Annotated in this window: 18 protein-coding genes and 2 tRNA genes; 8 read left to right on the forward strand and 12 right to left on the reverse strand. The window is 64.0% G+C overall.

Annotated features, from left to right (window positions below; genetic code table 11):
• The first annotated feature begins 4 nt into the window (after positions 1 to 4).
• On the forward strand, positions 5 to 523 hold the full coding sequence (locus ACX80I_RS00980; RefSeq protein ID WP_459343323.1) for a hypothetical protein: 519 nt from the start codon (positions 5 to 7) through the stop codon (positions 521 to 523).
• A gap of 204 nt (positions 524 to 727) precedes the next feature.
• Here the strand turns inward: ACX80I_RS00980 and ACX80I_RS00985 are convergent, their stop codons facing one another.
• The 9 genes from ACX80I_RS00985 to ACX80I_RS01025 form a co-directional block, all read right to left on the reverse strand.
• Entirely contained in the window at positions 728 to 919 is a 192-nt protein-coding gene (locus ACX80I_RS00985; RefSeq protein ID WP_459343324.1) for a hypothetical protein, read from the reverse strand.
• Positions 912 to 1,232, reverse strand: coding sequence for a hypothetical protein (locus ACX80I_RS00990; RefSeq protein WP_459343325.1), 321 nt, complete (start codon positions 1,230 to 1,232; stop codon positions 912 to 914). The genes ACX80I_RS00985 and ACX80I_RS00990 overlap by 8 nt, the downstream gene beginning before the upstream one ends.
• A gap of 29 nt (positions 1,233 to 1,261) precedes the next feature.
• Positions 1,262 to 1,918 carry a hypothetical protein gene (locus ACX80I_RS00995; protein WP_459343326.1) on the reverse strand — a complete coding sequence of 219 codons (657 nt, stop codon included), beginning with the start codon at positions 1,916 to 1,918 and terminating at the stop codon, positions 1,262 to 1,264.
• A 264-nt stretch (positions 1,919 to 2,182) separates the two neighbouring features.
• The gene (locus ACX80I_RS01000) at positions 2,183 to 2,821 is read right to left on the reverse strand and encodes a helix-turn-helix domain-containing protein (RefSeq protein WP_459343327.1); all 639 of its coding nucleotides are present in this window, start codon (positions 2,819 to 2,821) and stop codon (positions 2,183 to 2,185) included.
• Between the two features lie 289 nt (positions 2,822 to 3,110).
• Positions 3,111 to 3,800: a helix-turn-helix domain-containing protein gene (locus tag ACX80I_RS01005; RefSeq protein ID WP_459343328.1), complete on the reverse strand. Its 690-nt coding sequence runs from the start codon at positions 3,798 to 3,800 to the stop codon at positions 3,111 to 3,113.
• Between the two features lie 135 nt (positions 3,801 to 3,935).
• A complete protein-coding gene (locus ACX80I_RS01010; RefSeq protein WP_459343329.1) occupies positions 3,936 to 4,184 on the reverse strand; it encodes a DUF3039 domain-containing protein in 249 nt (82 codons plus the stop codon).
• Positions 4,181 to 4,474 carry a hypothetical protein gene (locus tag ACX80I_RS01015; protein ID WP_459343330.1) on the reverse strand — a complete coding sequence of 98 codons (294 nt, stop codon included), beginning with the start codon at positions 4,472 to 4,474 and terminating at the stop codon, positions 4,181 to 4,183. The genes ACX80I_RS01010 and ACX80I_RS01015 overlap by 4 nt, the downstream gene beginning before the upstream one ends.
• A complete protein-coding gene (locus tag ACX80I_RS01020; RefSeq protein WP_459343331.1) occupies positions 4,471 to 4,614 on the reverse strand; it encodes a hypothetical protein in 144 nt (47 codons plus the stop codon). Before ACX80I_RS01020 ends, ACX80I_RS01015 begins: the two co-directional genes overlap by 4 nt.
• A 90-nt stretch (positions 4,615 to 4,704) precedes the next feature.
• Positions 4,705 to 4,920, reverse strand: coding sequence for a helix-turn-helix transcriptional regulator (locus ACX80I_RS01025; protein ID WP_459343332.1), 216 nt, complete (start codon positions 4,918 to 4,920; stop codon positions 4,705 to 4,707).
• A 134-nt stretch (positions 4,921 to 5,054) separates the two neighbouring features.
• On the opposite strand from ACX80I_RS01025, the gene ACX80I_RS01030 reads away from it, so the two are divergent.
• The 4 genes from ACX80I_RS01030 to ACX80I_RS01045 all read left to right on the forward strand — a co-directional run bounded on the left by ACX80I_RS01030 (position 5,055) and on the right by ACX80I_RS01045 (position 8,010).
• Entirely contained in the window at positions 5,055 to 5,573 is a 519-nt protein-coding gene (locus ACX80I_RS01030) for a hypothetical protein (RefSeq protein ID WP_459343333.1), read from the forward strand.
• Positions 5,566 to 6,750: a site-specific integrase gene (locus tag ACX80I_RS01035; RefSeq protein WP_459343334.1), complete on the forward strand. Its 1,185-nt coding sequence runs from the start codon at positions 5,566 to 5,568 to the stop codon at positions 6,748 to 6,750. Before ACX80I_RS01030 ends, ACX80I_RS01035 begins: the two co-directional genes overlap by 8 nt.
• Positions 6,750 to 7,187, forward strand: coding sequence for a hypothetical protein (locus ACX80I_RS01040; protein WP_459343335.1), 438 nt, complete (start codon positions 6,750 to 6,752; stop codon positions 7,185 to 7,187). Before ACX80I_RS01035 ends, ACX80I_RS01040 begins: the two co-directional genes overlap by 1 nt.
• A 202-nt stretch (positions 7,188 to 7,389) precedes the next feature.
• Complete coding sequence (locus ACX80I_RS01045) at positions 7,390 to 8,010, forward strand: hypothetical protein (RefSeq protein WP_459343336.1); 621 nt, start codon at positions 7,390 to 7,392, stop codon at positions 8,008 to 8,010.
• Between the two features lie 76 nt (positions 8,011 to 8,086).
• Here the strand turns inward: ACX80I_RS01045 and ACX80I_RS01050 are convergent.
• The 3 genes from ACX80I_RS01050 to mptB all read right to left on the reverse strand — a co-directional run bounded on the left by ACX80I_RS01050 (position 8,087) and on the right by mptB (position 10,216).
• A tRNA-Arg gene (locus ACX80I_RS01050) sits at positions 8,087 to 8,162 on the reverse strand.
• Positions 8,163 to 8,214: 52 nt separating this feature from the next.
• Positions 8,215 to 8,634 carry a DUF3224 domain-containing protein gene (locus ACX80I_RS01055; RefSeq protein WP_459343337.1) on the reverse strand — a complete coding sequence of 140 codons (420 nt, stop codon included), beginning with the start codon at positions 8,632 to 8,634 and terminating at the stop codon, positions 8,215 to 8,217.
• 61 nt (positions 8,635 to 8,695) lie between these two features.
• Entirely contained in the window at positions 8,696 to 10,216 is a 1,521-nt protein-coding gene (mptB, locus tag ACX80I_RS01060; protein ID WP_459343338.1) for a polyprenol phosphomannose-dependent alpha 1,6 mannosyltransferase MptB, read from the reverse strand.
• A 345-nt stretch (positions 10,217 to 10,561) separates the two neighbouring features.
• Between mptB and orn the strand changes: the two genes are divergently transcribed.
• The 3 genes from orn (at position 10,562) to ACX80I_RS01075 (ending at position 12,692) form a co-directional block, all read left to right on the forward strand.
• The gene (orn, locus tag ACX80I_RS01065; protein ID WP_459343339.1) at positions 10,562 to 11,164 is read left to right on the forward strand and encodes an oligoribonuclease; all 603 of its coding nucleotides are present in this window, start codon (positions 10,562 to 10,564) and stop codon (positions 11,162 to 11,164) included.
• A gap of 137 nt (positions 11,165 to 11,301) precedes the next feature.
• Positions 11,302 to 11,374 (forward strand) — tRNA-His (locus ACX80I_RS01070).
• A gap of 145 nt (positions 11,375 to 11,519) precedes the next feature.
• Positions 11,520 to 12,692, forward strand: a complete 1,173-nt coding sequence (locus ACX80I_RS01075; RefSeq protein WP_459343340.1) for an acyl-CoA dehydrogenase family protein — start codon at positions 11,520 to 11,522, stop codon at positions 12,690 to 12,692.
• Positions 12,693 to 12,696: the final 4 nt, after the last annotated feature.

Here is a 12,696-nt window from a genome sequence, read left to right on the forward strand (position 1 = left end):
ACGCATGGACCTCTCCGATCTAACGGCAGTTGCCGCGCTTCTCGTATCCCTGGCGGCAGTTGGTGTCTCCGTCGCACAAACGTCTGCAGCAAGAAGGGCAAACAGACACGCAGAGGACAGTGCTGAGGCTTCCATACAGTCCTCACGGGCGGCCGTCGACTCAAATCGACTTGCAGAGACTGCAATAGAACTGGCTAGAGCTCAAAACCGCCGTGACTTTCTGCGCGAAAACCGAGAACGGACAGGTTGGGCGATCGAACGCGCTGCCAGCGAAGAGGACTACACGCTGATGAACGTCGGTCACGAATTTGCAGCTGTACACGCACTACAAGGGCAAACAAAGCCAAAAATGTACGCTGATGGCGTGACCGTCCTGTCTAAAGGTGGCACCACAGACTTTTCCATCACCGAAAATGCTGACCCTGCACGGCGATGGGTCACCGTCGTGTGGACTACACGAGACAACAGCTTCACTCGATCCGACGTCCCGCTTCCTGCAATAGATGTGCGGCGTGAATTCTGATGCATTGAGACCAAATCTGTGCTCACAGCCTCATTCCTCCCGATGTGGCGCTTGCCTGAGCGATGACATCTGACCCCTAATCAACTAGCAGAGTGGATGACGTCAGTAGTGCCGACCCAGCTGGGCGACTCGTCAGATCAAGTCGTTCGGGCACAGGAAAGGGAGGCACACCGCGCAATGGTATGCCTCCCCTTGCGATCGCAACTAGGCCTTCAGGCCATCGGAGCGCTGCAGCTCGCGTACCTGATCGATGCTCACCAACACCTCACCATTCACGGCCACGAGGCTAGGAAGCCTGTCCTCCGCTACCGCCTGGCGGATGTAGTGCTCCTCCGCGGTGGTGACTGCTGCCGCGACGGGAACCGTGTTGATCGGGCTCAAGGGAATCTCAGGCATCAGCGGCGTCTCCCCTGTCGACGATCGTCTCGCCGGTGTCGAGGTTGTGGGTCACGGTGACCTCGTCACCGTTCGGGGCGATGGTGGTGTACCGCTCGATCCGTGGGTTCTCGATGGGCGGCGCCGGCGGGGGCCCGGGGACCAGCCTGACGGCGTTCACGGTGCCGGCCTTGAGGGCCTCCTCGCCGGGCTGCGGGGTGACGCTCGTGGCCCGCTGTGTCGGGTCCGTCGTGTCCGCCGGGCCGTCGCCGGGCTGGGTGACGGACGGCTTCGTTACGTCGCTGTCGAGGGTGGTCTTCTTCTGAGTTGTCATGCTGTTCTCCTCTTATTGTTGGTTGCTGCTTAGGCAGCGTTGTTCCCGGTTCCGGGAAGTGTTGGGGGCGTGGCAGCGAAGCCGGCGGCGAGTGATGCGCGGGCGTCCCGCATGCGGCTGTCGCTGCCGTGCAGGCTGACCTGCAGGTTGCGGGCAGTCACGTCGAACTGTGCTTCTGCCGTCCCGGCCTTAATGCCCTCGTGGATGATCTGCGGCGCGTACCCGTCGAGGATCTGCGCCCAGCGCTGCCGGACGCCGTTCTTCAATGCGGCGGGGTCTACGACCCTGGTTATCGCGTCGCGGTCGGTGAACTTTGCCCTGAGCACCTGCGCCTGCAGATAGGTGTCGCCCCACTCCTCGATGGCGTGCAGGGTGGTGGCGTCCGCCTCCGCAACGATCCCGGCCAGGCTGCCGCCAGCGTCGAGGAGCATCTCCACCCGCTTCCACGCTGCGGACGTGTCGGCAGGAGCCTTGGGGATCACGGATGTCCCTGCGCGTTTGGCGTCGGCCACAGCTGCACGGAACTGCTCGGTCAGGGTGTCCAGCCGGCGCTTGTACTGGTCGCGGATCGTGGCCTGGCGCCGTTCCTCTCCCTCCCGTGTCAGGTTCGGGTCGGCATCGCGGATGGCCTGCCCGTATCCGGCGCGGAGTGTTTCGAGGTTCTGCAGGTGCTGTTCGATGGTCATTCTGTGTGCCTCTCTGGGCGTCTTGTTTGGGTGTACTGAGAACTGGGTATTCGCTGTATCAGCGAGCCGTTGTCGGCGTGGTTGCTGGGCTGTAGGGGCGGGCTAGATCCGACTTGGAGGGTCAGCCAACGTGAACCCAATGGAATCGTCGAGATTTTCACTGTTCCTCCCATGCTTGGTTCGCTGCCTGGGCGTCGAGGTGGAGGTACAGGGTGAACAGGAGCGCACGCCTCCGTGACTCGTCCGGGTTTTTCTCCTCGGCGGTCAATCGTCATCGTCCTCCTCGCGGTCCAGGAATGCGGCGAGATTGGTGAGTGTGGGGCGTCCGGAAAACTTCCTGGCGGGGCGCCGGACCGGGGCCCGTGTGGGCTCGAAACCGGGGATCGTCTCGGGCTTGTGCTCGGGGGTGGCTTTGAGCTTCGCGGTCATCCGCTCGCCATGCTCGAGCATCCTTCGCAACGTGCCACTGACAACCTGCCCACGGGCCTCTTGCTGCCGGATCAATCTCCGAATCTTCGCCGTGTGCTTCTCCATGTCAGCGAGAGCTTCACGCCGGTTCCGGTTCTCCGCCTGAAGCTTCTTCCGGTCCGCTCCGTCTCGCAGGGAATCTCCTGCGAGACCGGCGAGCCGCTGCTCCATGCCCTCACCGTCGCCTGCTGGGGCGAGGACACGCGCCAGGGCTTTCACTGCCGGCACGCCCGGCCTGCGGAGCCCGCGCTCGAGCTTGCTGATGTGCGAGACGCTCAGCCCGCTCAGCTTCGACGCCCGTTCCTGAGACAACCCGTTCTGCTTGCGGAGCGCCCTCAGGTAAGCGCCGAACCCCTCAGCGAGGAACAGGGCCTCATCCTCGGCAACGATGCCGCGTGTGTCCGGTTCTGACCGGTCAGAGGGAATCTCACGCACCAATGCGCGCCCGCGTGTTTTCCCCTTCGACTGGTCAAACCGATCGTCAGCTGTACCGCCCGGTTCGTTCGCACGGTTGGAAACGGGTGACGCACCAACGCGTGCGTGCGCGTAGGAGGCATTCGTACCGTACGCATGGATGGTCATCGGTTTGCCTCTCTCTGGTCGTAGAGCTTGAGCCGGGCTTCGGCTTGGAGTGCCCGGGCCTGCCAGTGCCGCATGAGGGTGTGTTCTCGGAGTGCTGCGGCTTTGAAGGTCTCGGCTTCGGTTTTCCAGTCGTCTCGGCTTTTCATGACGCCTCCCGGTTCGGCCAGCTGTCCCATGCGGCGGGATTTAGCCAGGTGGCCTTCTTCTCAAATTCATCAGCAGTCAAGTTCCATCCGTCCTCCCCTGGTGAGGGAACAGTGTCCTTGCTTGATTGATGTTTCTTGTTTTGGTCGTTGTAGTGGTCGTGTAGTGGTGGGCCGTCATGGGTGACGGGTATTTCCGCACCCATGACGTGTGTTTCTTCACCAGTGACGGGTATTTCTTCTCCGGTGACGTGTGTTTCGGTGTATTCACCCGTCATGGGTGCTGGGTGCTTATCTGAATCACCCGTCACTGGTGCTGGGTGTTTCTCGTCTGGATCGAGCATCGGGATCCGTTCAATGAGGTCGCTTGGCAGGGTGAGCCTGTACTCGCTCGCGTATCCCCTTTGGCTCCCTCGGCCCAGTGAGTGACCTCGCCGGACGAGCTCGAGGAAGCCCAGCCGTTCGAGCTCACGCTGCCCTCGATCGACGGTGCTGATGCTTGCTCCCATGACCGCTGCGAGGCGTGCCTGGCCGGGCCGCACGCTGCTCCCGTCCTTATTGGCGTAGGTGGCCATGAGGAGGCCGACCATTTTGATGCTGGGGGGCTTCACGATGAGCCGGCGGACTATGCGTTCCCATTCGAAGCGCCCCGTGGGGAGGGCGATGAAGTCGGGGCGTTCGGCCTGCACGTCACGCCCTCCAATCTGTATGTGGTCTTGCGTCGGTGCCCTCACGGGCGGCGTTGGTTGTCCTGAGTAGTGGGTGATCGAGGTCTGCGGTGCCGTCGAAGAGACAGTCACCGAACGGTTCCCGATCCGTGGTCATCAGACCTGGGGTTCCCTGCGCCTGCTCAGCATTCCGCTGTAGACGACTCCGCAGAGGGGGCAGTCGACGGTAGTGCCGTCTGCCGTGTCGTCGAGGTTGTCGGGCGTCCACTGCTCACCACAAAGCGCGGTCACGGGCTGCCCGTTGAGCACGTAGTCGTCGATCATCTGCCAGCTGCGGATTGTGTGCATGACGATCGGGTTGAACGTCGGGCCCTGCTGCTGAGCGGCGGTGGTTGAGGTGTTCACAGCCCGTCCTCCCCTACTGTCTTGTTGCGGTTCATGGTGAGCGGGTCCCGGCGGCGCAGCTCGGCGACGAGGTCGGCCCTGCCCTGGCGGTAGAGGAACTTCTCGAGCGCTATGGGCGATGAGTGCCCCACCCGGCTGGGGATCTCCCACACTGCGGTCCCCCACGAGAGCAGGAACTCGATGTTCTCGATCTGGATGGCTGCCCGCTGCTGGAGCGTTTCGGCGTGCCGGCGTTTCGTCTCTTCGGACCGGGTGCCGTGCTGAACGCGTTCCTGCGGCTGGGCGCTCATCGTGCACCGCCGCGGATGATCGTCGGTGTGATGCGCTGCACCAGTCGGCCGAACTCGCGGCCGCGCTGGAAGTTGGGGCTGGCGGGGCGGACGGGCTGCTGCTTAGTGTCCACTCGCGGTGATTCAATCTTGATTAGCATGATCTTCGAGATCCTTACCTAGTCGTTGGGGTCTTGCTGGCGGTCCTGGACGATTCTTGGTCGGAGAGTCCGGGGCCGCTTTTTCGTGGTTCAGACGGCGCCTTTTGGGCGAATCAGCGACTCTTCCCACGCCTCAACTTCTGAGAGGCGGTAGCGCACGTGCCGTCCTATCGACATACCGCGGGGGCCGGCGCCCTTCGTGCGCCATCCGTAGATCGTGCTGAGGGGCACGCCGATACGGTCTGCCAGTTCTTGGGGCGAGAGATGACGATCTGCGACATCCGTTCTGCTGGTGGTCTTATTCATCGGAATCTCCTCAGTTCGAGTTGCCGAGTCCTGCAAACATCGGCATACCAAAAGCATGACACGAGTTGCCGAGCTTTGCAAACATCGGCTTGCAATTCTTTGCAGAAGTAGGCAGGCCGTGGCACGATGTGCACATGGTTGCTTGGAGATACGTGCCCAGACAGGAAGCGGGCAAGACAACCCTCTTCCCCGGCTTCGACCTGTGGAACGAGGTTGACGCAGAGCTGGATGACTACCACGGCTACGACATCCGGGCTCTCATACGGCTGACACAGGAACGACTCGAGATCGACCAATTGGAGATCCTGCGTCGCAAAGGTGGCCCCGCGATTACAGGGACTGGGATACGAGACCTTCAACCGCCGGCGATCGTTCGGAAATCCTTGTCGGCGCTAGCGCCGGATGAGTATCGAAAATCAGTCGCCTATGGCGTTCTGAGCACGGAGGAAGCGAAAGCTGCGAAGGCAAGCGGGCCAACGCAGGAATCGATAGAAGCGGTAGCGAAGGTCTACCGGTCGGCGTACGCAGTACAGAGCCCACCGACTAAGGCCGTGCAAGAAGTCTTCGGGCTTTCACCGCGGACGGCTGGCTCTTGGATTGCAAAGGCCCGAGCGAAGGGCCTCATACCCCCGATCGGAGAAGAAAATGCCTAGACCACCCCTCCCCATTGGATCCTGGGGCAAGATCAAGCGCACCCAGCTGGCGGACGGCCGCTGGGTGGCAAAAGCCCGTGTACGGGACCTGGACGGAGTCACCCGGCTCATCGAGCGTGGAGGCCTCACAGGCGCCGCAGCGGAGCGGGCACTCGTCTCTGCCCTCACCGAGCGCACGGCGCCCACAGCGGACGATCTGACGCCGGACACACAGCTCTCCGTCCTGTGGGAGACATACGAGGCGCACCTCATCGAAGAGGGCCGCGCCATTCGCACGCTGCAGCGTTACCGGTACGTCGCCGAGTACATCCTCAAGGGCTTGGGCGGGGTGCGGATCCGGGAGGCCGGCACGCAGCGTCTCGACAAGTTCATCCAGACACTCAAGACCAACAACGGGCCTTCCGTGGCGAAGACCGCCCGCGTCGTCCTCTCCGGCATGTTCGGGCTCGCCGTCAGGTTCGGTGCGGCCGACCGCAACCCTGTCCGCGACGTCGGAACCATCAAGACCGAACACAAAGCTGCCCGGGCACTCACCGCCGACGAGCTCCGCGGCATCCTCGACGCCCTGCACTCCTCGAGCGTCATCCTCAACCCGGACAACAAGATCACCCCGTGGCAGACCATTAGCGAGTACAGCCAGACCGCGGACCTCGCCGACGTCGTCACCATGTTCGCAGCGACCGGCGCCCGCATCTCCGAGGTCCTCGGGATCCGCTGGCAAGACGTCGACCTCGACGCTAAAACCGTGGCGATCACCGGGAAGGTAAACCGGGACCCGGGGAAGGGCATGATCCGGGAGTCGTTCACGAAGACGAAGGCCGGCGACCGTGTCCTGCCCCTGCCGGCGTTCGCCGTTGCTATGCTCATGCGCCGCCAGGTGGAGGCCGTGTCGAACATCCATGACGTGGTGTTCCCGTCCGCGCTCGGCACGCTGCGGGATCCGGCCGCAGTGCACAAGCAGTGGAGGCGGGTCCGTACAGCCCTCAATCTGGACTGGGTGACATCGCATACGTTCCGGAAGACGCTAGCGACGCTGCTGGACTCTCAGGGGCTCTCAGCGAGGGTAGGAGCGGACCAGCTGGGCCACTCGCAGGTGTCGATGACCCAGAACGTCTACATGGGCCGCAAAACGACGCACAGCGAAGTAGCCGACGTTCTCGACCGGATGATCCGCTGATGGAAGCACGCGAGATAATCACCGTAGTTGTAAGCCTCATCGTCGGACTCGGCGCTGCAGCGATCACTGCGGCCGCTGGTGCTCGGAAAGCTAGGCAGGACCGCATGGCCGAGCAGGAGCGGGAGGCCCGCGCCTCTGACCGGGAGATGGCACGAGCGCTAAGGGATTACCAGCGCGCTCTCGTCGACGTCATGGGCGACATGGAGGACGAAGTGCTCTTCAATCGCTCCGGGCCTATCGAGGGGCGTTATGACAGGTACATTGAGAGCCCCCGGGCCGAGGCCTACCACTACTTCCACCTCTTCCCAGACGAGAAGAAGTACCTCCTGCGATGGCCCTTGGACAGTGGAGGGCCAGGAAACGATCCAGGCGACACTACCCGAATCCAATCAACTGTTGATTTGATAGATGCTTTTCTCAAGGATCGAGCACTCTGATGGAGGAACGGTGCGTTCCCGTCCTGACTCGAATCAACGTCGCGGACCGGTTTCTCAGGTTGATCCAGTGAGGAGGAGCCACGCCGTTGATAACGATGACGAGTTGCCGCAGCAGGTAGGACGAGGGCCAGTCGGTAAAGGGGTCTCGGCGGCAGCGGCAGCTGCGCTCTCAGCGGCCTCTGGCCCTCTAGCGCCCGCAGTGGTGGGAATATTCACCGCATTGGAGGCATTCGGCGACAAACTGAGCGAGACGGTTTCTCAGCGGGACTTAGCCGTCTTCGATGCTGCGGCTGAGCGCTCCGGTCTTCCACTGGCGACTGCTCTTGAGAAGCTGATGGTAGACGAGGAACTTCTGATACTGGCCGGGCTCGCGGTCGATGCTGCTCGGCGTACGAGGATGCAGGACAAGGCGCGGCTGCTAGGGCAGAGCCTCGGCGCAATTCTCGTAGACGAGGCATTGGTTGATGAAGAATCGATGTGGATCAGCATCATCAGTCGCGTGGAGCCACCGCATGTGCGCCTACTCGGTCAGTTCCTGCTGCCAGCGAATCACTCTTCTAACTTCGACGGGCAGTGGAGAGCTACGGCTGACCGTATGCTCGGCGATGCTGGATACGACGCAAAGCTAGGCGTGCTGGTACGCCCACTTGCTCAGGATCTTGTTCAGCTCGGCCTGCTTGAGATCATTCCTGAATTCCTGCAGCGAGCGGGAAGCATTGATACCAGCATCGCTTGGAACGCGACGCGGGTGAAGGCCCAGGCGACACCGCTGGCTCCGATGCTCATGATGAAGCTCGAGGATGCTGGGATCGCAATACCGTAAATTAGTTGGGTTTCCGTTGGGTTCGCGTCGTTTGACGAGAGCAGGTCAGGCGCAATTAGCGCCTGACCTGCGGTTATGGTGCCCCCGGCAGGATTCGAACCTGCGACCAGAGGATTAGAAGGCCCCTGCTCTATCCCCTGAGCTACGGAGGCATTTCCCCCAGTTTACTATGGCCGCTTCCACCTCTTCCGGAACCGCTCCCACCTACTCGTCGTCGTCGGCGAAACTCACCCTCAGCTCGAGGCGATGCTGGCCGTCCGGGTCCTGCGAATAGATGGCCTTGCCCGAGATGCCGCGGAGCCCGTCCGTGCCGGAACCCGGGATGATGTGGCCGGAGCTCGCCGCATCGGATCCCTCGGCGACCCCCCAGTGCTGGACCGTCATTGCGCCGGAGCGGTCCCCGATCGTCCCCACGAACTGTTCGGACGCCACATACCCCGCACCGATGTCGTTCCCCGCCATCAGCAGTTCCGCCGTGCTCGTCCCGCTGATGTCCCCTTCGAAGACCTTCGCGGCCCGGACCCGGGACAGTTCGCCGGTGCTGCCGGGCTCGGAATAGGTCTCGGCATCCCAGGCCGTGATCTCGAACTCGCCGCTGTACGTCGTCGTTCCTGTTTCAATCATCTGCTTAGTATTGCCGCTCGTCGCCGGTCCCGCATGCCGTTTCCGGACCGGTGTGCCGGCATCAGTGCAATTGGCCCGGTGCCAGTGGCCGGTAACGACGCCGGAACAGGATCTTCGTACTGCGGTCGACGAAGACCAGGTAGAGCGCGAAGCCGAGGGCGACGACGGCCGCCACCTGGCGCGCCATCATCAGGCTGAAGTCGAAGTAGGGGAAGATGTCCAGCTGATCCGAGATCGCATAGACCATGAAGAAGGCAACGGTGAAGTAGAGGAACTTCACCTGCCAGTCCTCGCGTATCCCCGTAACGGCGAACAGCGGAATGAGCCAGACGACGTACCAGGACTGGATCATCGGTGAGAGGACAACGACGGCGGCGAAGGCGATGGCGAGCCTCCGGACGAGACGGCTGTGGTCACCGCGGAAGATCTGCAGCGCGATGATCACCAGTGAGCCCAGGCGCGCGAGGGTGTGGAACACGCTGGCGAGATCCCACCCGTTCAGGCCGACGGCGTTGCCCAGCGTGGCGATGACCAGTCCGATGAAGCCGACCGGGGCGTACCAGATCCAGACGCTGCCGGGGGTGCTGAGCGCGCCGACCCAGCCGAACCCGAAGGTGTTCACGACGCCCATGATCCAGAGGATCCCGAGGGACAGCCCGGCGGTCAGGAACCAGTAGAGGAAGCGCCGTGGCCAGGAGGCTCCCCTGCCGGCCCACATCAGCCCCACGAAGGGCAGGAAGATCAGGGTGATCGGTTTGATCCCGACGGACAGGGTGATCAGCAGGATCCCGACCACCGGGCGCTTCGTCGCAGCACAGTACAGCCCTGCGAGCGCGAGGCCGATCATCAGCGAATCGTTGTGGATCGACGCCACGAAGTTGATGAGGAACAGCGGGTTGGCGACGGTCAGCCAGAGAGCGCGGTTCGCATTGATCGAGTGGAGGGCGGCGAGCTTCGGAACGAAGTAGACGCAGAGCGCTACACCGATGAGGGCGACGACCCGGAACAGGATGATCGAGGTGTCGGGGTGCCCGCCCGTCACCCGGACGATGCCCTCCTCGATCCAGAGGAACACCGGACCGTACGGCGTGGGGCTCTGGGCCCAGAGGTCGTCGGCGCCGATCTGGAGGTAGTTCGAGATCTGGGAGTAGCCGTCCACGTAGGGGTTCAGCTTGGCGACCATGACCTGGCCCTGGGCTATGTAGGCGAAGACGTCCCGGCTGAACAGAGGCAGTGCCACGGCAAGCGGGATGGTCCAGGCGACGATGGCTCTCATCAGGTGCGGTCGGGTGTCGTCCGACCAGCCGTTGAGCCGCTGGCCCAGCCGGAGCCACGCCCGGATCAGGAGCATGCCACCCAGCGCCAGGAGCAGTACGGACAGCACAGCACCGGCGGGCTCGAAGCGCAGCCAGATGATGACGGGGTTGCGCCGGAGTTCGGCGGACGCCAGCGACAGCCAGCCGACGCCGAGCGATCCCATCCACATCATCAGGGACCCGATGAATCCCTGGACGATCGCGACATGAGGACGGTTCGGCCCCGGCAGCGTCTCGACCTCGGTGAGCGGGACCTGGGCGGCCATCTGGGGAATCCAATCGTCGGCAAGCAGAAGTCGGCGTGGAACGCCCATGTCCTCAGGCCGGTGATGCCAGGAGCTGAACGGCGGGAGCTCCGCGGTACGGCGCCCTTGCTGGAGGCAGCAGGGTTACCCAGATCTCCCCGCAGCCCTGAGCGAACTGTTCGAATATTAGCACCGGCCCCTGGTGCGGGCCGGGCAGCCGACAGGTGAGCGGTCCCCGTCAGGAGCGTCGGACGGTAGGCGGGTCCGCCTCCGGACCGCGGAGGACCGCGAGGGTCCGCCTCCGGGCCGCGGAGGACCGCGAGAAATGGGCGCGAGGGCGTCGGTACCGGACGGTACATTGGTCGAATGCCCATATCGAATGAACACATCGTCTGGATCGACTGCGAGATGACGGGGCTGGACCTCGCTCATGACGCCCTCATCGAAGTCGCCGTCCTCGTGACCGACGCCGAACTCAACATCCTGGGTGACGGTGTGGACGTCGTGATCAAGCCCACGCCCGAGGCCCTCGCGCAAATGGGTGACTTCGTACGGGAGATGCACACGACGTCGGGCCTGCTCGAGGAGCTCGACGGCGGCATCACCATGGCGGAGGCCGAGCAGCAGGTCCTGGACTACATCAGGAAGTGGGTGCCGGAGCCGAGGAAGGCGCAGCTGGCCGGCAACTCCGTCGGGACGGACCGCACCTTCCTCGTCCGCGACATGCCGCTCGTCGTCGATCACCTGCACTACCGCGTCATCGACGTGTCGACCATCAAGGAACTCGCTCGCCGCTGGTTCACGCGCGCCTACTTCCAGTCGCCCGCCAAGACGGGCGGACACCGCGCGCTCGGCGACATCGAGGATTCGATCCGGGAGCTGCGCTACTACCGCGCCGCGGTCTTCGTCCCCTCCCCCGGACCGGACTCCGCCACGAGCAAGGCCATCGCCCGCACGATCGTGCCCTGACCCTCCCCCGCAGGGGCCGGACGGCGCCGTCGGCGCGGCGGTCCGAAGCACTCCAAAAAGTGTGTAAACTTGTATCCGCTGCCTTTCGCAGACAGCCTGGAGGAGGTAATCCACCGGGCGAGCCGCGAAGACACATGGTGGGTATAGCTCAGTTGGCAGAGCGCCTGGTTGTGGTCCAGGAGGTCGCGGGTTCAACCCCCGTTACTCACCCTCAGTCGTCAGGATGAATCCTGGCCACGTATGCCGCCCCGGAGATCATCCGGGGCGGCATACGCATTTCCGGCCCCAGCAAGCCCCAGCCCGGACGGCATGGTGCATACCCGCCTCCGGCTGACAGCAACGAAGGACCAAGACCATGGAACGCACGGTGTTCGAAGAGGATCACGAGCTTTTCCGGGACGTCGCCCGAGAGTTCAACGAGCGTGCCGTGGCTCCCCACTATGCGGGCTGGGACCAGCAGCACATGATGGACCGGTCCGTCTGGACCGCCGCGGGCGAGCAGGGCCTGCTCGGACTGGCCGTACCCGAGGAGTTCGGTGGCGCGGGGATGCCCGACTACCGCTTCCGCACCGTGCTCGACGAGGAGTTCGCCCGCAGCAACCACCTCGCCGTCGGGCTCGCCTTCCACCTGCACGACGACCTGGTCCTTCCGCACCTGCTGGCCCACGGGTCGGACGACCTCAAGGAGCGGTGGCTCCCGGGCATGGTGTCCGGCGAGATCGTGACCTCCTGCGCCTGGACCGAACCCGGAGCGGGCAGTGACCTGCGCGGGATCCGCACGAAAGCGGTGCGCGACGGCGACGACTGGCTGATCAGCGGGCAGAAGGTCTTCATCGGCAACGGCATCAGCGGGGACGCCTCCCTCGTGCTCGCCCGCACGGACGGCAGTTCCGGCCGCGGCTCCAGTGACTCCTTCTCCCTCTTTATGGTCCGCAAGGACGAGGGCTACACACCCGGGCGCCAGCTGGACAAGATGGGCCTGCGGGCCTCCGACACCGCGGAACTCTTCTTCGACAACGTGAGGGTCCCGGGCGCCGACCTCGTCGGCGAGGTCGGCCAGGGCCTGCGTTACAGCCTCGAGCAGATCCCGCAGGGCCGCCTCGGCATCGCCGTCGCCTCCGCCGCCCTCGCACGGGCCACCTACGAGCAGACCGTCCGGTACGTCACGGAGCGCAGCGCCTTCGGCGAGCGCGTGCTCGACTTCCAGAACACCCGCCACGTCCTCGCCGACGTCCTGACCGAGGTCGAGGTGACCGAGGCCTTCGTCGACCAGGCGGTGCTCGCATTCAACGCGGGGACGCTGACGCCGACCGCCGCCGCGCAGGCCAAGCTGTGGGCGAGCGAGCGGGCCAAGTCGATCACGGACCGGTGCCTTCAGCTGCACGGCGGCTACGGCTACAGCCTCGAATACCCGGTCTCGCAGGCCTTCCTGGCCGCACGGCTGCTGACCATCTTCGGTGGCACCAGCGAGATCATGCGCGAATCCATCGGCCGGTCGATCGCGGACCGGAGCACCCAGAACAGGTAGGTCC

It is taken from the genome of Arthrobacter rhamnosi (genome assembly GCF_054510855.1).